Origin of the sequence: Cupriavidus sp. BIS7, assembly GCF_000292345.1 — a bacterium.
GTDB lineage: Bacteria > Pseudomonadota > Gammaproteobacteria > Burkholderiales > Burkholderiaceae > Cupriavidus.
Genome location: NZ_ALOU01000027.1, coordinates 16,533 through 34,186, shown reverse-complemented (window position 1 = coordinate 34,186; position 17,654 = coordinate 16,533). Strand labels below are relative to the sequence as shown.

The following is a 17,654-nucleotide window of genomic DNA, read 5'->3' as shown; positions in this document are numbered from 1 at the left end:
CCCGGTTTATGTCACTGATTTCCGTTCTGACGTTCGCTGCCGCTGTCGCGGCGGTGCTTTTGCTACTGGTGCTGGTGTGGCGCATGCGCGGAGGCTCCTCGGACGATGGGCTGCTGCCGATGCTCGGGAACCTGCGAGACGATGTGCGCGAGGACACCGCGCGTGGGCTGGAGCGGCTTGAACGGGAACTGCGTACGGAAATCGCCGAAAGTGCGCGCGCCAATCGCGGTGAGGCGGGGCAGCAGATGCTGCGCTTCCAGCAGACGTTGTCGACGCATCTGACGAGCATCGCCACGGTGCAACAGCAGCAGCTCGCGCAGTTGTCGGAAGCGAATGACCGACGCATGGCGGAGGTGCGTGCGACGCTTGAACAAAAGCTGCGTGATATCGAGGCCAACAACGCGGCCAAGCTCGAGGAGATGCGCCGCACCGTCGATGAAAAGCTGCACGCCACGCTGGAGCAGCGGCTCGGAGAATCATTCAAGCTGGTGTCGGACCGACTCGAACAGGTGCATCGGGGGCTGGGCGAGATGCAGTCGCTGGCCCAGGGTGTTGGCGACCTCAAGCGCGTGCTGACCAACGTGAAGTCGCGCGGTACGTGGGGCGAGGTTCAGCTTGAGATGCTGCTCGAGCAAATGCTAACGCCCGAGCAATATGGCAAGAATGTTGAAACCGTGCGCAATTCTGGCGCGCGCGTCGAGTTTGCCATCCGGTTGCCGGGGCGTGAGCTGGAAAGCGGGCCCGTCTGGTTGCCGATCGATGCAAAGTTCCCGAAAGAGCAGTACGAACGCCTGATAGACGCGCAGGAGCGCGGCGATCTGGATGGCGCGGCCGGCGCGAGCCGGGAACTGGAAGTGGCGGTACGGCGGGAAGCGCAGACGGTTGCAGAGAAGTACCTCTCGCCGCCCGCCACGACCGATTTCGCGATCCTCTTCCTGCCCACCGAGGGGCTGTACGCCGAAGTGCTGCGCCGCCCGGGGCTGACCGACCTGCTGCAACGCGATTTCCGCGTGACGGTGGCCGGCCCGACCACGCTGACCGCTCTGCTCAACAGCCTGCAGATGGGTTTCCGAACGCTGGCGCTGGAAAAGCGTTCTAGCGAAGTGTGGGAGGTGCTTGGCGCCGTGAAGACCGAGTTCGGCAAGTTCGGCGAAGCTCTGGCCAAAACGCGTGACACGCTGGTGCGCGCGGCACGCAATATCGAACAGGCGGAGGTACGTACCCGGCAAATGGAACGCAAGCTGCGTACCGTGGAGGCATTACCGGGAGATCTTGCGGAGCAGTTGCTGGGGACGGCGGAAAAGCCAACCTTGGAGCCGGCGCCACCTGAGCAGAATCAGGCCGAAGGGCTGTAGTTGGCCTGTTGTAGTTGCCCTGCAATTGGGCCGTATTCGGGTCGTACTCGGGCCGCATTCGGGCCGTACTTGGGCCGCATTTTCCGCTGGATTTGGCCTCTCTCCGGCAAGCGGGGGAGAGGGCAAGCGCATCAACGGCCGGCCACGCATACATTCATGCGCGGCGGCCAAAGTGGCTCAATGCTGGTCTTCAGGGGTCAGTTCGCGCACGTGCACTTCAATCCCGCCAAAACGGGCTGCCACCCAGTTGTATGCCTTGCAGCCGAGCCATAGCAGACCGAAACCGATCAGTGCATTGAGGATCAGGGCCGTGAAGACGGCGATGCCGGGCAGATCACCATAACGGATGAAGGCCACGAACAATCCCATGGCCACGATCGGCACGGAGAAGCAAAGATAGACCAGCACCAGCGCGCGCGCGGTCTTGACGGGGTGGAGGTACGCGATCTCCTGGTTCATGACGACAGACAAGATATTGGGGAATTCGGTTTTTCGTGCTGCAAGTGTAGCGACTGGGGCCTGCGACGCCTAGTCTGCCCTCCTTATGGATGGGCAATTCGGAACGTCGGCCGGGACTTTCGCTGCCGAGTGCGGCACAAAAACGACACCCTGGCCGCCCTGTCGAGCCCTGCCGCGTCGCGCCAAGCTGTTCAGATCAGCCCGTCAAACAGCATCACTTCCACACTGTCGCCCGCGGCCACCGAGCCCTGTTCGTGCGCAAGCACGATGAAGCAGTTGGCTTCGCTCATGGAGCGCAGCACGCCAGACCCCTGCTGGCCCGTGACACGCACTTCAGGAGCGCCGTCGGCGCCTGCGGCAAGGATGCCGCGCTGGTATTCGGTCCGACCCGGCTTCTTGCGAATTGCACTGGCGCTCCGCACGCGCATCAAAGGCAGCGGTGCGACGTTGGCGCCCATCTGCCGGTGCAGCGCCGCGCGGACGAAGTGGTAGAAGGTGACCATCACCGCCACGGGGTTGCCGGGCAGGCCGAAGAGCAGCGCTTCCCGGCCATTCGACGCAATCCGTCCAAATGCCATCGGTCGGCCGGGACGCATCGCAATCTTCCAGAACGTGACGTCGCCAAGCTGGGCCATGATCTGCTTCGTATAGTCGGCTTCGCCAACAGAAACGCCACCCGAGGTGATGATCGCGTCGGCGTTCTCGCAGGCGCTGCGGAATGCGGCCTCCAGCGCGGCCGGATCGTCGCGGACCACTCCCATGTCGATCAGGTCCACGTTCATTCGCCGTAGCATGCCGTGCAATGTGTAGCGATTCGAGTCGTAGACGCAGCCTGGATCCAGCGGCTCGCCGATCGAGCGCAGTTCGTCGCCAGTGGAGAAAAACGCCACGCGCAGGCGACGGCGCACCTTCACTTCTGCCACGCCGAGAGATGCCAGCAGGCCGATGTCGGCCGGCTGCAGGATTCGTCCCGCTGCCAGGGCAGCCTGTCCGCGTGCCAGGTCCTCGCCGCGCAGCCGTCGGTTGTCGCCAGCGCGCACGGCATCGGCCGCAAATCGGATCTGGTTGCCGCCGGCCTGAGTCTGGACAAACTCCTGCGGCACCACCGTATCGCACCCGTCAGGCATGATCGCACCCGTCATGATGCGCACCGCCTGGCCGGACCCTGCCGGAAGGCCGCAGGCACTGCCTGCGTAGGCCGTGCCGATGACATCGAGCAATACGTCGCCTCCGGCACCGGACAGCGCGGCGCTGGAGAACGCATAGCCATCCATTGCCGAGTTGTCGTGTGCAGGTACGTCGATCGATGAAATCACGTCCTCTGCCAGCACGCGCTCCAGCGCCGAGCGGATTGCCAGTTGTTCAACGCCGCGCACGGGCTCGACCACGTCGCCAATGATGGCGTTGGCCTGCTTCACGGGCAACGCGGATGGATCGTAGTCGGACAGGCAGGAGATGACGGATTGCAGAGAAGGCATGGATCGGTCTCGTGGCGCGCTTGGCGGGTCGAAACAGGGAACGCTCGAAAGCGATGGATAGCGACGGCAGGCGACGATAAACAATAAGTGGACGATTCGAAGTCTAACCGGGACGTCCCGCGCCTTCGTGCATGCGTAGTTCGTCGAGCGTATTGATGTTGGCGAATGCGGCCGCGTCGTCGAACAGCACCTCCGCTAACCGATGGCTCGCCGCCCAGGTTTCAATCTTTCGGCCACCACCGTTGAGGTAGGCGATCAGGCTATCGATGGCCGCAGCGGGCATCAGGCAGAACACGGGCTGCGTCTGGCGTTGGCCGTCCGCGTCGATCGTGACCGGAATCGCCAACTCGGCGCCTTCGGTTTCGATCGCCTTGGCCAGGCGCTGGACCAGATCCGTCGGCAGAAAGGGCGAATCGCAAGGCGCGGTAACCATCCAGCCGGTCTGGCACTGCTCGAGCCCGGCCAGCATGCCGGCGAGCGGTCCGGCGAAGTCGGGCACGGAATCGGTAACCACCGGCACGCCGAACGATTCGTAGGCAGCCAGGTTGCGATTCGCATTGATCAGCATCGCGCCTGTCTGCGCGGACAGGCGCATCAGCGTATGCATGGCCATCGGTACGCCGCGCAGCGGCTGCAGGCCCTTGTCGGTGCCGCCCATGCGGCTGCCTCGGCCGCCGGCCAGGATCAGGCCGGTGATGTCGTCGCGTGAAATCATCGAAATCAATGGAAATGCGCGATAGGAAATGCGCGATACCCGTGTAGGTATCAGCCGCCGATATAGGACATCTCGATCTTGTGTTCGGCGCGCGCCGCGCGTACCGCCGGGTCGCTGCGCTGTTCGGAATAGTTGTCGGTGCGGCCTTGCCAAACCTGGGCGATTGCATTGGCAATCTCCAGATCGCTGTGCCCGCCGCGCAGCAGCGCCCGCAGGTCATAGCCCTCGGTGGCAAACAGGCACAGGTAGAGCCGGCCTTCAGTCGACAGGCGGATGCGGCTGCAGTCGCCGCAGAACGCATGCGTAACGCTCGAAATCACGCCGATTTCGCCACTGCCGTCACGATAACGCCAGCGCTCGGCAGTCTCGCCCGAGTAGTTGGCTGCCACGGGTTCCAGCGGGAAGACTTCGTCAATGCGGCGCACGACTTCGGCCGACGGCAAGACCTCGTTCATCTGCCAGTGGTTGCTGGCGCCAACGTCCATGAACTCGATAAAGCGCGTGATGATGCCGGTGCCGCGGAAATGGCGTGCCAGCGGCACGATCTCGGCATCGTTGGTGCCGCGCTTGACCACCATGTTGACCTTGATCGGCGCCAGTCCTACGGCCTGCGCAACCTCGATGCCATGCAGCACGTCGCGCACGGCAAAGTCCACGTCGTTCATCTTGCGGAACGTGGCATCGTCGATCGCATCCAGGCTCACGCTGACGCGTGACAGGCCGGCATCGCGCAACGATTGCGCCTTGCGCGCGAGCAGCGATGCGTTGGTCGTCAGCGTCAGGTCCAGCGGCTTGCCCGATGCGGTCTCGATGCGGGCGAGCATCTCCACCAGGCTCTCGATGTTCTTGCGCAGAAGCGGCTCGCCGCCGGTCAGCCGGATCTTTTCGACGCCCTGCGACACGAAGATGCGCGCTGTGCGCTCAATCTCCTCGAAACTCAGCAGCTCGGAATGGGGTAGGAACGTGTAGTCCTTGTCGAACACTTCCTTCGGCATGCAGTAGACGCAGCGGAAGTTGCAACGGTCGGTGACTGAGATGCGCAGATCGTGCAGCGGGCGGCCTCGCGTATCGGACACGAGTCCGCCCGGCGCGATGAGTTGCGACGGAATGCTCGGCACCATCGATCGGTATCGATGGTCACGCAGGTCGAGAATGGGGATGACAGTATCGGTCATGGCCTGGGGTAGGACGGTGGCCCGCCGGCGTGTTGGCATCCGGAGGCCCTTCTGCTAGCCATTCTAGCCGAGTGGGGCTCGTCGCACGTGGGTGCGACTGCCGTCACGGGATCACAAATCGCCGCGCGCCACAGCGGTACAGTGTGCGGCGTTGCATCAAGTCAAGGCATCCGGCAACGAAAAAGGGACGGCCTCGGCCGTCCCTTCCTTGCTTCGTCAGCGTGCAGCTACCGCGCGGGTATTACTGCTGTTGTTGCTGCTGCGCCATCTCGCGCTGTGCGTTGCCGCCGGTCTCGACGAGGATCATCGGACCTTCGGGCAGCGGCGGCAGCGGCTTGCGCTCGCGCTGCACACGCGGCGCCGGCGCGACACGTGCAGCGGCTTCCTGCGAGGCACGGTGCTTGTCGCTGTCCGTCTGGACCCACTGCAGGCCAGCCGCAGCCAGCATCGGCTCGAGCGTCGATGCGCTCAGCGAGGCGGCTACTGGCGCGGCGGCGGGCGCTGCTGCGGCAGCTTCCACAACCGTTTCTACCGGCGTGGCAACCGGCGCGGGCACGACATCAGGCGTCACAGCCACGGGCTCGGGCATCACAGGGGCTGCGGCAACCGGGGCGGGCGCAGCCTCGACCGGTGCCACGTACGCGGGCGCAACCTGGGCAGGCGCGGGTGTCACGACCGGTGCGGCTTGCGGTTCAGCCACGGCCGCGAAGACCGGCTCGGCGGCCACCGGCGTTGCCGGAGCAGCTTCCACGTGCGCCACGGCTGCTGCCGTTTCGGGGGCCGTCACAGTCTCGACCACGGCAGGCTGGAAAGCTGCCGGCGCCGATTCCATTTCCGATTCCGATTCCGATTCCGTCACGCCAGCGCTGACTTCGGCCAGGTTGGCTTCGTTGCCATCGATTTCTTCGCCACGGCCGGCGTCGTCGCGTTCACGGCGATAGCGGTTGCGGCCACGGCGATTGCGGCGGCGGCGTTCCTCGCCTTCACCGCTTTCGGTGCCTTCCGCGCCTGCCGGCAGTTCCGAAGCGGTGGCTTCAGCAGCGACGGCAGTGACAGCAGCAGCGGCAACCGGCAGTGCAGGTGCGGCTTGCGCCGCTTCCAGCGCGGTCTGCGGTGCTTCAGGGTTCAGTGCCTCTTCGGTCTCGCGGGCTTCATTGCGCTCACGCTGGCGTTCGCGCTGACGCTCGCGGCGTTCCTGGTTGCGGTCGCGGCGGCCTTCCTGACGTGCCTCGGCACGCTCTGGCTGGGCGATTGCCGGGGTGGCCTGGCCTTCGCGCGGTGCACGCGCCGGGCGCTCGCCACGCTGTTCACGGGGCTCGCGCTGCTCGCGTTGTTCGCGCTGGTCACGCTGTTCACGCTGTTCACGCTGTTCACCGCGCTGGGGCTCGGCACCACGCTGTCCTCGGCCCTGACGGTCGCCGCGTTGTTCGCCACGCTGGCCACGGCCTTCGCGACTCTCACGGGTCTCGCGGCCCTCACCACGGCCTTCGCCGCGCTGGCCACGCTCACCGCGCTCGCCGCGTTCACCACGCTCGCGGCGGCTATCGCCGCGCGGCTGGGCTTCGGCTGCCGGCTTGACCGGCTCTGCTGCGGGTGCCGCCGGCTTGGCGCCGAACAGGCCCTTGAGCCAGGCGATGAAGCCGCCGCTGGCCACCTGCTGGGTAGCCGGGGCGGGGCGTGCCGCAGGCGCCTCGGCGCGCGCGCGCTCGGGGCGCGGCACCGAAACCGGGGCCGGTGCGTCGGGCGTGATGCCCTTGACGGCGGCTTCCTGGCGCGGACGCGCGTCTTCCTTCTTGCGGCTGCTGTAGCTCGTGTCGGCTTCGAGTTCCTTGGCGGCTGCTTCGGCCATGCGATAGCTGGCGGTCGATTCTTCCAGGCGCGGATCGTCGTGGCGCAGGCGCTCGAGCTTGTAATGCGGGGTCTCGAGGTGCTTGTTCGGGATCAGCAGTACGTTGACCTTGAAGCGCAGCTCGATCAGGTTGATTTCCTGGCGCTTTTCGTTGAGCAGGAACGCAGCCACTTCCACCGGCACCTGGCAGTGGATGGCGGCCGTGTTTTCCTTCATCGCCTCTTCCTGGATGATGCGCAGCACCTGCAGGGCGGACGATTCGGTATCGCGGATGTGACCTGTTCCATTGCAGCGCGGGCAGGTGATGTGCGAGCCTTCGGACAGTGACGGACGCAGGCGCTGGCGCGACAGTTCCATCAGGCCGAAACGGCTGATCTTGCCCATCTGCACGCGGGCACGGTCGTGACGCAGTGCGTCCTTCAGGCGCGTTTCCACGTCCTTCTGGGCCTTGCCGGACTCCATGTCGATGAAGTCGATCACGATCAGGCCGCCCAGGTCACGCAGGCGAAGCTGGCGGGCGATCTCGTCGGCCGCTTCCAGGTTCGTGCGCAGCGCGGTTTCCTCGATGTCCGCACCCTTGGTGGCGCGGGCCGAGTTCACGTCAACGGAAACGAGGGCTTCGGTATGGTCGATCACGATGGCGCCGCCGGACGGCAGCATCACCATGCGCGAGTACGCCGATTCGATCTGGTGTTCGATCTGGAATCGCGAGAAGAGCGGCACGTCGTCGCGGTACTTCTTCACGCGGTTCATGTTGTCGGGCATGACCACGCTCATGAAGGCGCGGGCCTGCTCGTAGATCTCGTCGGTATCGATCAGGATCTCGCCGATATCGGGCTGGAAGTAGTCGCGGATCGCGCGAATCACCAGGCTCGATTCCAGGTAGATCAGCAGCGGTGCCTTGTTGTCGCCCGCGGCGCCGTCAATGGCCTTCCACAGTTGCAGCAGGTAGTTCAGGTCCCACTGCAGTTCCTCGGCGGCACGGCCGATACCGGCGGTGCGCGCGATGATGCTCATGCCTTCCGGCACCTGGAGCTGCGCCATCGTTTCGCGCAGTTCCTGGCGGTCTTCACCCTCGATGCGGCGCGACACACCGCCGCCACGCGGGTTGTTCGGCATCAGCACCAGGTAGCGGCCGGCCAGCGAGATGAACGTGGTCAGGGCCGCACCCTTGTTGCCGCGCTCTTCCTTTTCGACCTGGACGATCAGTTCCTGGCCTTCGTGCAGGGCGTCCTGGATGCGCGCGTTGCGCACGTCCACGCCGTCCTTGAAGAACGCGCGGGCCACTTCCTTGAACGGCAGGAAGCCGTGGCGCTCTTCGCCGTAGTTGACGAAGCAGGCTTCCAGCGAGGGCTCGATCCGGGTGATGACGCCCTTGTAGATGTTGCCCTTGCGCTGTTCGCGCCCGGCAGTTTCGATGTCGATATCGATCAGTTTCTGACCATCGACGATGGCGACGCGCAACTCCTCCTGTTGCGTCGCGTTGAACAGCATGCGTTTCATCGCAATACCTCACTCCAGTGTCGCGGGTGCCAATGGGTCATGAATCGGTCATGCCCGCGACGGTCCAGGGAGCACGCGAGGAAAGTGAGCGAGGGCGGGAGAATTGCCGAAGACGCCGGCGCGTACAACGACGCTGCCGGCTGGGCGCGGGTGAAAGGAGAGGCTGTCGGCGTTTTGGCCGTCCCGGTGGACGGGCAGTCTGCTGGGTCCGGGAGAGCGATGTGACACTGCTCCAGATTCAGCGACCTCTGGCGGATGCCGGCTGGCCGGGGGCGACGGGAGATGTCTGCCGTGCTTGCAGCACAGGCATCGCTTCCCATCGCGGCCGGGCCGGGATGGCCAAGACGCGTCAAAGAGCAAGTAATCCGGACGCGGCATGCGCGTGCCTGTACCAATCTGACCTGTCTGCCGGCGGGCGCGCCGCGGCTTTTTGGCGTTCTGCGTCCGGGCGCCAGACGATTCGGGTTTGATCCACAAACTACGCCGAATCGCGGCCGATACTGCAGGTCAGTTGGCAGGTTCGCCTGCCGGGCCGGCACCGATTCCCGGTGCGGGCGGTCTTCTCTCACCGATGCGGATGCCTGATGGCAGGCATCCGCATTGAATTCTTTTCTACCTGAACACTCAGTTCCCACGTGTCGGCCGGCTGAAAGCCGAAGTTGCCTATGGGCAACTTCCTGCGCGCCGGCGCGGCGCGTGCGTGCTGCTGATTGCCACCATTTGCCTGTCTGGCGCCGCGCGGGGTACGCAACATGCGGGAGACAGGCCGGGTTGGCGGCAACCCGAAGTGTAAAATGCGAAATCTCGCGCGGATACTGGTGGGACTACCCAAGACAATGTGTCGGGTGGCCCGCATATTCCTTGCCGATGCGCCACAAAAAAGGCTGGTAAATCGGGCAGGACAATCAGGGTTCGCGCCAAACCTTGCTTACACAGGTCGTGCGTTACCGGTCTTTAGCCGGTAACGGCCGGGAAATTATATTGAAAATGAATGAGTTACGCCATCAAATTGAAATGGAGCCGCGCTCGCGCCCGAGTGGCGCCCAGGTGGCGTATGTGACGGTCGACGAGAGTTCCGAAGGGCAGCGCATCGACAACTTCCTGCTCAAGATCGCCAAAGGCGTGCCCAAGAGCCACATTTACCGTGTGCTGCGGTCGGGCGAGGTGCGTGTCAACAAGGGCCGCGTCGATGCGACATATCGCCTGCAGATTGGAGACGTCATCCGCATTCCGCCGATCCGAGTGGCGGAAAAGCCTGCCGAAGCCAGCGGTTTCGTGCCGGCGGCCGATTTTCCGGTGCTGTTCGAGGACGCCCACCTGCTGATTATCGACAAGCCTGCCGGCGTGGCCGTGCATGGCGGGTCGGGTGTTGCCTTCGGCGTGATCGAGCAATTGCGCCGCGCCAGGCCCGAGGCGAAGTTCCTGGAGCTGGTCCATCGGCTGGATCGCGAAACGTCTGGCGTTCTGGTGCTGGCAAAGAAACGCTCCGCGCTGGTCCATCTGCACGAGCAGATCCGTGGCAATGGCATGGACAAGCGCTATTTCGCGTGCGTATCGGGCGAGTTTCCCAATGCCCGGCAGCACGTAAAGCTGCCTCTATATAAATACAGCACCGCGGATGGCGAGCGCCGTGTGCGCGTGCAGGCGGATGGTTTGCCGTCGCATACCGTCTTCAACCGTGTCGAAGCCTTCGATGGCTACACCTTGCTCGAGGCCGAGCTGAAGACCGGACGGACGCACCAGATTCGCGTGCATCTGCAATCGACTGGCTTCCCGATTGTCGGCGACGACAAGTACGGCGATTTTGCGCTCAACAAGGCACTTTCACGCAGCGGTGTGAAACCGGGGCTCAAGCGCATGTTTCTGCATGCACATCGGCTCACGCTCACTCACCCGGGCACTGGCGCACCGATTACGGTGTCGGCGCCGCTGCCCGCCGAATGTGTTGAATTTCTGCAACAATTGCGGCAGGGGCGGCAAGCCCGCGCCACGGACTGACCCGGGCGCAACCACACTCAAGGCATCAACCAAGGACCGCAATGGCCAGGCAGCGCTTCGATCTGATCGTTTTCGACTGGGATGGAACCCTGATGGATTCCACGCCCACCATCGCCAAATGTATACAGTTGGCCAGCCGTGACCTGGGCCTGCCGGTTCCCGATGACAGTGCGGCCAGCCATGTGATCGGACTCGGCCTGAAAGATGCGCTCTCGTACGCAGTGCCGACGCTCGATCCGGCCGACTACCCCCGGCTGGCGGAACGCTACCGCTTCCATTTCCTGACGCGGGATGCCGAACTCGTGCTGTTCCCCGGCGTGCGCGAAATGCTTGAGGCGCTGCATGCGGAGCATTACTTCCTGGGCGTGGCCACCGGCAAGACGCGCGTTGGCCTGGAGCGCGCACTGGCAACGACCGGCCTCGGCAAGCTGTTCGATGCCACGCGTTGCGCCGATGAGACGTTCTCGAAACCTCATCCGGCGATGTTGCATGAACTGACGCGCGAGCTTGGGCAGGACGTCGGGCGCACCGTGATGGTTGGCGATACGACCCACGATCTCCAGATGGCCATCAACGCGGGCGCACATGGTCTGGGCGTGTCCTATGGCGCGCATCCGGAGGAATCGTTGCTGGCACTGTCGCCAGTGCATTGCGCCAGCTCGATTGCAGATCTGCAGCAGTGGCTGCTCGCGCATGCCTGATACCGGGATGGAGCCGCAACGCCTGTGTGCGGCCGACGCGCTTGTCGAGGGCGGCGTGGGTATCCGCTTCGCGGTCCGGTTCGGATCGCGCGAGATTGGCGCCTTCGTCGTGCGATACGAAGGTGCCGCGCATGGCTACCTGAACCAGTGCGCCCACGTGCCGATGGAACTCGACTGGCAAGAAGGCCAGTTTTTCGATAGTGCGGGCTTATACTTGATGTGCGCTACTCATGGCGCGACCTACGCGCCTGACACCGGCCTTTGCGTAGGCGGCCCTTGCCGGGGCGCCGCGCTGGCGAAACTCCGGATCGAGGAGCGCGAGGGCGCGGTGTTCTGGCTGCCCGAGCCACCATTTTTCCCGTCCGGCACCGAATAAGGCGGAGCCAGGCGGTCACCTGACTTTACCGAGTCCATTCGCATGACAGAACAGCAAAATCCGCCGAACGAACCGGGTCAACCGCAGGATCGTCCTGACGACAGCGGCAAGCTCGAAACGGCGAAGCAGGCAGACTATCCGCTGGAGCGCGAGTTGCAGGCTGGCGACGAAGCCACGCGGCGTGAAGCCGACGAGCGCCGTGCCCGCATGGCCGGCAAGGGTGGTCCTGTCGGCGGGGCCAGTGCCGGCGGAAGCTGGGAGCGCGACGTGCTCGAGAAGGTGCTGATGGCCAGCCTGCGCGAGCAGCGCGCGGCACGGCGCTGGAAGATCTTCTTCAGGTTTGTCGGTCTCGCCATCATCGCCCTGATTCTCTATGCGGCGATCGACTTCAAGGGCGACGTGCTGACCTCCACGTCCGGCCGTCACACGGCGATGGTCACGCTCGATGGCGAGATTGCCGCCGGCACGCCGGCCAGCGCCGATTCGATCAATGCGTCTCTGCAGGCAGCCTTCGCCGATACGTCCGCAGCCGGCGTGATCCTGAAGATCAATTCGCCGGGCGGCTCGCCTGTGCAGGCCGGCATCATCAACGACGAGATCCATCGCCTGCGCAAGCTGTATCCGGACAAGCCGTTCTATGTTGTGGTCGAGGAGATCTGCGCTTCCGGCGGCTATTACGTGGCCGCCGCGGCTGACAAGATCTATGTCGACAAGGCGAGCATCGTTGGCTCGATTGGCGTGCTGATGGATGGCTTCGGCTTCACGGGCCTGATGGACAAGGTCGGTGTCCAGCGTCGCCTGTACACGTCTGGCGCCAACAAGGGCATGCTCGATCCGTTCTCGCCGGAAGTGCCGCGCCAGAAGGGCTATGCCGAGGCCATGCTCAAGGAAATTCACCAGCAATTCATCAACGTGGTGAAGGAAGGGCGCGGCGATCGGCTCAAGAGCGACCCCGAACTGTTCTCCGGCCTGTTCTGGTCCGGTGAGCGTGCCGTGGAACTGGGGCTGGCCGATGGCTTGGGCAGCGCTGACTACGTGGCGCGCGACCTGTTCAAGGCCGAGGACATTGTCGATTACACGGTCAAGGAAAACATTGCCGAGCGCGTGGCCAAGCGCTTTGGCGCCGCAGCGGGATCGGCGGCGATGAAGGTGATGCTGATGAGTGCCAGCGTGCCGTCGGTGCGATAACGCGGCAGGCAGCAAACGCAAAGGCCCCCGGTTTTCACGGGGGCCTTTGTCGTTATTGGGCCAGCAGGGAGAAGATTGCCGGCCGTTTGTGCAGTTCCAGCCGGTCCGGGCGCCAGGCCGAAATTGGCTGAGTGACGATGGTCTCCGTCGGCAGCGTCAGGTCGACGGCGATCGACAGCAGCGTCGTGCCCGAGCAGTGCTGGCGCAGCGCGTCCAGCAGCGCGCCGTTTCGGTAGGGCGTTTCGATCCACACCTGGGTTTGCTGCGCCTTGCGTGAGCGCTGTTCAAGCTCGCGCAGCTTCTGCGCGCGGGCATCGGTGTCGACGGGCAGGTAGCCATTGAAGGCGAAGCTCTGGCCGTTCAGGCCTGAGCCCATCACCGCCAGCAGGATCGAACTTGGGCCAACCAGCGGGCGCACTGTGATCCCGCGGGAATGCGCCAGACGCACCAGGTCGGCACCGGGGTCCGCAACGGCCGGCACGCCGGCCTCGGACAGCAGCCCTCCGTCGTGGCCAGCGGCAATCGGGTCCAGCAGCGCAGCCAGCGCCTCGGCACGCGTATTGATGTTCAATTCGCGAATTTCGATCTGCTGGATCGGATGGGCCAGCGGGGCCGTTTCGCTCAGCTTCTTCAGGAACGCGCGCGCGGTCTTGGCGTTTTCGGCGACGAGGTAGTCGAGCCGCGCTGCAACCTGCTGCACGCCGACGGGGATCACATCCATGACCGGATCGAATTCGTCGCGTTTGCCCAGCGTATTGGGAATCAGGTAGAGGGTGCCAGCCATCGATCAGGCTCCAAAGAACGGATAGCCGGCGTGGCGCAGCATGCTGGTCAGTGCGATCAGCGGCAGGCCGATCAGTGCGGTGGGGTCATCGGATTCGACGCGCGACAATAACGCGATGCCAAGCCCTTCGGCCTTGGCGCTGCCAGCGCAATCGTAGGGGGTTTCAAGACGCAGGTAGGCGTCCAGTTCGGCATCGGACAGGTCGCGGAACGTGGCTCGCGTCTGGATATCTGCAACCTGGGCTTCGCCGGTGCGGCTGTCGAGCAGGCAGAGGGCCGAATGAAATGTGACCGTTTTGCCGCGCATTAGCTGAAGCTGCGCCAGCGCTTTTTCGTGCGAACCGGGTTTGCCGATCTGCTGGTCGTCGCCGAGCGTGCAAACCTGATCGGAGCCGATGACCAGTGCGCCGGGGTGGCGTGTTGCGATCGCCTCGGCCTTGAGGCGGGACAGGCGCAGCGCCGTGTCGGCGGGACGCTCGCCGGCAAGCGGCGTCTCGTCGATATCCGGCGTGGCGACTTCGAAAGGGATGTGCAGGCGCGTGAGCAGTTCGCGCCGATAGGGGGAGCTCGACCCGAGGATCAGGGCAGGGCGGGCATCGAAAGACATGTTGTGGATCTGATTGGAAGGTATGGCGGCGGGTGTGGCGAATGGTATACGGCGTGTATACTTTGACCGCTCCGCAGTTTTCAACGTATAATCGCGCGTTTTAGCCGCACAGGCACGCTCGATGCCGGGATTTGTGTGGCAGACAAGGCATTTTGAGCGATTCAGCCAGTATGAGTCAGCTGACCCAGCCTGCGGCGTCCGCCGGGGCATTCGATCTGCGCGAAACCGATCTTTTCGCCTTCTGTCGCAAGGGCGGCAACGCGGCGGGGGATGTGGCCATGCGCGATTTGCCGCGCATCTTAGCCGAGACGGCCGCGGATGCGCCAGCGGCGGCCCCGGACGAGACGTTCCACTTCACGGTGGCTGGCTTCGTCCGCGAGGAAGCCGTGGCGCCCGGTGCACCCGTTTCGCAGCGGATGTTCCTGGATGTGACGGTCGATGGCCGTGTCTGGCTGGATTGCCAGCGCTGCCTTGGGGTGTATCCCGAACCGATCGCCACGAGCATGCGTTTTGAAGTGGTAGCCAGTGAAGCGGCTGCCGATGCGGCACCGATGGATGATGACGAGACCGATGTGATCGTCGGATCGAAGAAATTCTCGGCGCTGGAACTGATTGAAGATGAAGTGCTGCTGGCATTGCCGACAGCACCGAAGCATGAAGTCTGCCCCGCGGTACACGAGTCGCTCGTGACCGGCGCAGACGGCGAGGTGGAGCCTGAGGCTGCACCCGAAGAAGAAAAGCGGCCATCGCCCTTCGCGGCGCTGGCCGGCCTGAAGACGAAGCACTGACGCCGCATGGGGCGGCGTCGCCAGTAGTCTTTCTGGTAGCTGGTAAAGCATCCGGCCGGGCCCCGGCTACGCCTTGCGCAGGATGCGTGTGTTAATATCGCAAAATTCTCGAAGGAGTCATCATGGCTGTTCAACAGAACAAAAAGTCGCCGTCCAAGCGCGGCATGCACCGTTCGCACGATCACCTGTCGGCCGCGCCGCTGGCCGTCGAACCGACCACGGGCGAAACCCACCTGCGTCACCACATCAGCCCGAACGGCTACTACCGTGGTCGCAAGGTCATCAAGACCAAGAACGACTGACCAGGTCGTCTGGCGTGACCCTGTGTCTCGCTCGCGCACGTTGTCAGGTGTAAAACAGGAAAGCGGCAAGCTCGTTGCCGCTTTTTTGTTGGGCGCTCGGCGCCCGCACGGCAGCGTATTCGCGCGTCCGGCTGATTGCGCCCCCGCGAACCGAGGCGGCGGGTGCCGGCGCGCTTTCCGTATCAGGAAACAATGACGATCAAACTCGCTATCGACTGCATGGGCGGCGATCACGGTGTATCCGTGACGGTGCCGGCGGCGATCAGTTTTCTTTCCAGTCACGACGACGCCGAGATGATCCTGGTCGGCTTGCCCGACGCCATCGGCGCGCAGCTCAAGAAGCTGCATGCAACGGATCATCCGCGCGTGACGGTCGTGGCCGCGACCGAGGTCATCACAATGGATGACCCGGTGGAAGTGGCGCTGCGCAAGAAGAAGGATTCCTCGATGCGCGTGGCTGCCACGCAGGTCAAGGAAGGCAAGGCCGATGCCTGCATCTCGGCCGGCAACACCGGCGCGCTGATGGCGGTATCGCGCTATGTGCTCAAGACGCTTGAAGGCATCGAGCGTCCGGCAATTGCCACGACGATTCCCAACGAGCAGGGCTGGGGCACCACGGTGCTGGACCTGGGTGCGAATGCCGATTGCGAGCCCGGGCACCTGCTGCAGTTCGCACGCATGGCCGAGGCCATGGTGTCTGTCGTGGATCACAAGGAGCACCCGACGGTAGGGCTGCTCAATATCGGCGAGGAAGTGATCAAGGGTAACGAGGTGGTCAAGGCCGCCGGCGAACTGCTGCGCGCTTCCGAGCTCAACTTCTACGGCAACGTGGAAGGCAACGACATCTTCAAGGGTACGACCGACATCGTCGTCTGCGACGGCTTCGTCGGAAATGTGGCGCTCAAGAGCACCGAAGGCCTGGCCAAGATGATCGGCAGCATGATCAAGGAAGAATTCACGCGTTCGTGGTTCACCAAGCTGCTGGCGGCGGTGGCCATGCCCGTGCTGTCGCGCCTGGCGCGCCGGCTCGATCCGGCCCGTTACAACGGCGCCTCGCTGCTGGGCCTGCGCGGGCTGGTGATCAAGAGCCACGGCTCGGCCGACGCCCATTCTTTTGAGTGGGCGATAAAACGCGGGTATGATGCCGCCAGAAACGGCGTCATCGAACGCATAGCAAGGGCCTTCGCCCACAAGTCAGGCGCCGCAGGCGGCCCGACTGGCGGCCCGGAGACAGACGCACCCGACCCACATCCCGATACTCGCGCCGCCTGAGGCCACTCGCTTGCCGACTGCGGGCAGCCGACGCGCCCGCACGGGGGGGCGGCCTGGCGATCATCACGATCCGACACGACATGACCAAGTACGCAAAAATCATCGGTACGGGGAGCTACCTGCCTCCGCGGCGCGTCACGAATGACGAGCTGGCAGCCCAGCTTGCCGAGAAAGGCATTGAGACCAGCGACGAGTGGATCGTCTCGCGCAGTGGCATCTCGGCGCGGCACTGGGCCGAGCCCGACGTCACGTCCAGCGATCTGGCCGTCAAGGCGGCCGAGCAGGCGATCGCCGCGGCAGGCATCGACCGTCAGGACATCGACCTGATCATCGTTGCCACCTCGACGCCCGACTACGTATTCCCGAGCGCCGCCTGCCTCGTGCAGCAGAAGCTCGGCATCACCAACCATTGCGCGGCATTCGACCTGCAGGCCGTGTGCTCGGGTTTCGTCTATGCGATGGCGACGGCGGACAAGTTCATCCGCAGCGGCTCGCACAAGAACGTGCTCGTGATCGGTTCCGAGGTGTTCTCGCGCATCCTCGATTTCACCGATCGCACCACCTGCGTGCTGTTCGGCGACGGTGCGGGCGCCGTGGTGCTGACCGCTTCGGATGAGCCGGGCATCCTGTCGTCGGCAATGCATTCGGACGGCAACCACGTGGACATCCTCTGCGTGCCCGGAAACGTGTCCGGCGGCGCGATTACCGGCAATGCGTTCCTGCGCATGGATGGCCAGGCCGTATTCAAGCTGGCGGTCACCGTGCTCGACAAGGTGGCGCGCGAAGCGATCTCGGCCGCCGAGATGCAGGCCAGCGAGATCGACTGGCTGATTCCGCACCAGGCCAATATCCGCATCATGCAAGGCACGGCCAAGAAGCTCGGCCTGCCGGCGGAGCGCATGGTCGCCACCGTGCACGAGCACGGCAATACTTCCGCAGCGTCGATTCCGCTGGCGCTGGACGTTGCGGTGCGCGATGGCCGCATCAAGCCGGGCCAGACCGTGCTGATGGAAGGCGTTGGCGGCGGCTTCACCTGGGGCGCGGTGCTGCTGCGCATGTAATATGCGGCCGGCGCGCTCGCGTGGATGCGCGGCGCGCCGGCTTG

Annotated in this window: 16 protein-coding genes; 9 read left to right on the top strand and 7 right to left on the bottom strand. The window is 64.4% G+C overall.

What is annotated here, in order from left to right:
• Nucleotides 1-8 precede the first annotated feature (8 nt).
• Nucleotides 9-1,355 carry a DNA recombination protein RmuC gene (gene rmuC / locus B552_RS0110760; protein ID WP_019449028.1) on the top strand — a complete coding sequence of 449 codons (1,347 nt, stop codon included), beginning with the start codon at nt 9-11 and terminating at the stop codon, nt 1,353-1,355.
• A gap of 177 nt (nt 1,356-1,532) precedes the next feature.
• Here the strand turns inward: rmuC and B552_RS0110755 are convergent, their stop codons facing one another.
• The 5 genes from B552_RS0110755 to B552_RS0110735 form a co-directional block, all read right to left on the bottom strand.
• A complete protein-coding gene (locus B552_RS0110755; RefSeq protein WP_019449027.1) occupies nt 1,533-1,814 on the bottom strand; it encodes a hypothetical protein in 282 nt (93 codons plus the stop codon).
• Nucleotides 1,815-2,005: 191 nt separating this feature from the next.
• Nucleotides 2,006-3,292, bottom strand: coding sequence for a gephyrin-like molybdotransferase Glp (glp, locus tag B552_RS0110750; RefSeq protein WP_019449026.1), 1,287 nt, complete (start codon nt 3,290-3,292; stop codon nt 2,006-2,008).
• Between the two features lie 103 nt (nt 3,293-3,395).
• Nucleotides 3,396-4,007, bottom strand: coding sequence for a molybdenum cofactor guanylyltransferase MobA (gene mobA / locus B552_RS0110745; protein WP_026035536.1), 612 nt, complete (start codon nt 4,005-4,007; stop codon nt 3,396-3,398).
• Nucleotides 4,008-4,057: 50 nt separating this feature from the next.
• Nucleotides 4,058-5,182, bottom strand: a complete 1,125-nt coding sequence (gene moaA, locus B552_RS0110740) for a GTP 3',8-cyclase MoaA (RefSeq protein WP_019449024.1) — start codon at nt 5,180-5,182, stop codon at nt 4,058-4,060.
• A gap of 241 nt (nt 5,183-5,423) precedes the next feature.
• Entirely contained in the window at nt 5,424-8,534 is a 3,111-nt protein-coding gene (locus B552_RS0110735; RefSeq protein WP_026035535.1) for an Rne/Rng family ribonuclease, read from the bottom strand.
• 987 nt (nt 8,535-9,521) lie between these two features.
• On the opposite strand from B552_RS0110735, the gene B552_RS0110725 reads away from it, so the two are divergent.
• From B552_RS0110725 to B552_RS0110710, 4 genes are read left to right on the top strand one after another with little or no spacing between them, the layout of a single operon-like run.
• Nucleotides 9,522-10,532 (top strand): RluA family pseudouridine synthase, encoded by a 1,011-nt coding sequence (locus B552_RS0110725; RefSeq protein ID WP_026035534.1) that lies wholly within the window; start codon nt 9,522-9,524, stop codon nt 10,530-10,532.
• A 41-nt stretch (nt 10,533-10,573) separates the two neighbouring features.
• Complete coding sequence (locus B552_RS0110720; protein ID WP_019449021.1) at nt 10,574-11,233, top strand: HAD-IA family hydrolase; 660 nt, start codon at nt 10,574-10,576, stop codon at nt 11,231-11,233.
• The gene (locus B552_RS0110715) at nt 11,226-11,609 is read left to right on the top strand and encodes a Rieske 2Fe-2S domain-containing protein (protein ID WP_026035533.1); all 384 of its coding nucleotides are present in this window, start codon (nt 11,226-11,228) and stop codon (nt 11,607-11,609) included. The genes B552_RS0110720 and B552_RS0110715 overlap by 8 nt, the downstream gene beginning before the upstream one ends.
• A gap of 42 nt (nt 11,610-11,651) precedes the next feature.
• Complete coding sequence (locus B552_RS0110710) at nt 11,652-12,797, top strand: S49 family peptidase (RefSeq protein ID WP_019449019.1); 1,146 nt, start codon at nt 11,652-11,654, stop codon at nt 12,795-12,797.
• Between the two features lie 52 nt (nt 12,798-12,849).
• Here the strand turns inward: B552_RS0110710 and B552_RS0110705 are convergent, their stop codons facing one another.
• Both B552_RS0110705 and B552_RS0110700 read right to left on the bottom strand, forming a co-directional pair.
• On the bottom strand, nt 12,850-13,581 hold the full coding sequence (locus tag B552_RS0110705; protein WP_019449018.1) for an SAM-dependent methyltransferase: 732 nt from the start codon (nt 13,579-13,581) through the stop codon (nt 12,850-12,852).
• A 3-nt stretch (nt 13,582-13,584) separates the two neighbouring features.
• Nucleotides 13,585-14,187, bottom strand: coding sequence for a Maf-like protein (locus tag B552_RS0110700; RefSeq protein WP_019449017.1), 603 nt, complete (start codon nt 14,185-14,187; stop codon nt 13,585-13,587).
• 170 nt (nt 14,188-14,357) lie between these two features.
• Between B552_RS0110700 and B552_RS0110695 the strand changes: the two genes are divergently transcribed.
• The 4 genes from B552_RS0110695 to B552_RS0110680 all read left to right on the top strand — a co-directional run bounded on the left by B552_RS0110695 (nt 14,358) and on the right by B552_RS0110680 (nt 17,610).
• Nucleotides 14,358-14,975, top strand: a complete 618-nt coding sequence (locus B552_RS0110695) for a DUF177 domain-containing protein (protein WP_019449016.1) — start codon at nt 14,358-14,360, stop codon at nt 14,973-14,975.
• A gap of 122 nt (nt 14,976-15,097) precedes the next feature.
• Nucleotides 15,098-15,277, top strand: coding sequence for a 50S ribosomal protein L32 (gene rpmF, locus B552_RS0110690; RefSeq protein WP_019449015.1), 180 nt, complete (start codon nt 15,098-15,100; stop codon nt 15,275-15,277).
• A gap of 192 nt (nt 15,278-15,469) precedes the next feature.
• Nucleotides 15,470-16,549, top strand: coding sequence for a phosphate acyltransferase PlsX (gene plsX / locus B552_RS0110685; protein WP_019449014.1), 1,080 nt, complete (start codon nt 15,470-15,472; stop codon nt 16,547-16,549).
• A gap of 80 nt (nt 16,550-16,629) precedes the next feature.
• A complete protein-coding gene (locus B552_RS0110680; protein ID WP_019449013.1) occupies nt 16,630-17,610 on the top strand; it encodes a beta-ketoacyl-ACP synthase III in 981 nt (326 codons plus the stop codon).
• Nucleotides 17,611-17,654 lie beyond the last annotated feature (44 nt).